The following is a 631-nucleotide window of genomic DNA, read 5'->3' as shown; positions in this document are numbered from 1 at the left end:
AGAAAATCGGCATGGGCTGACAAACGATATAAATGGCCTTTCAGGTGATCCAGATTGAATCAAAAGCGTGATTTGGTTCGTAAATAGACCATGTAATGTGTCTTGGGTCACTTATATTCATCTTTTAGGCGCATCCGGGCGGCGATTTTTTTACACTTGGCGGAAATAAAAATGCGAGAGGAGCCATCATGGAAGCGTTGAAAGTGGTGGGAAATCGGCTGCTAAACGGCTGGCAGCGCGTGGGTGAAAGAGATTCCAGACTGTGGAAGCCGTTGATCGGCATCCGGCTAAGGGTGTCCGCGCCGCCGACAATCGCCGCATCCGCCAGCCCGGCGTCAATGAGCCGCCGCCCGCTGATGATCGCTCTGGCGCTGGAAGAGCAGGCGGTCGAGAGCGCGATCGAAAGCGCCAAGAAGACGATGATCCATGACCACATCAGCCACAGTCTCGAACGGTCCTTCAAGACGCACGGCCAGAAGGGACAGGCTGCGTTGAGAGATTTCAAGCTGATTTCGAAATATTTGTAAGGCAGGCCGCAGCTCGCCGCTTTGATGTCCGTTGACAGCAGGCTCATTCGGCCGCGATGGGCATGGGTCACATCGTTTTTGGCGATCGCACTCTAAGGCGAATG

General features: G+C 54.0%; 1 protein-coding gene. It reads right to left on the bottom strand.

The genetic code is table 11. From position 1 onward, the window contains the following. Window positions 1-124: 124 nt before the first annotated feature. Complete coding sequence (locus AACX88_RS17730; protein ID WP_422614457.1) at window positions 125-436, bottom strand: beta-ketoacyl synthase N-terminal-like domain-containing protein; 312 nt, start codon at window positions 434-436, stop codon at window positions 125-127. Window positions 437-631 lie beyond the last annotated feature (195 nt).

The organism is Brevibacterium metallidurans (assembly GCF_037101285.1).
GTDB lineage: Bacteria > Actinomycetota > Actinomycetes > Actinomycetales > Brevibacteriaceae > Brevibacterium > Brevibacterium metallidurans.
This window is presented reverse-complemented; position numbering and strand designations above follow the sequence as displayed.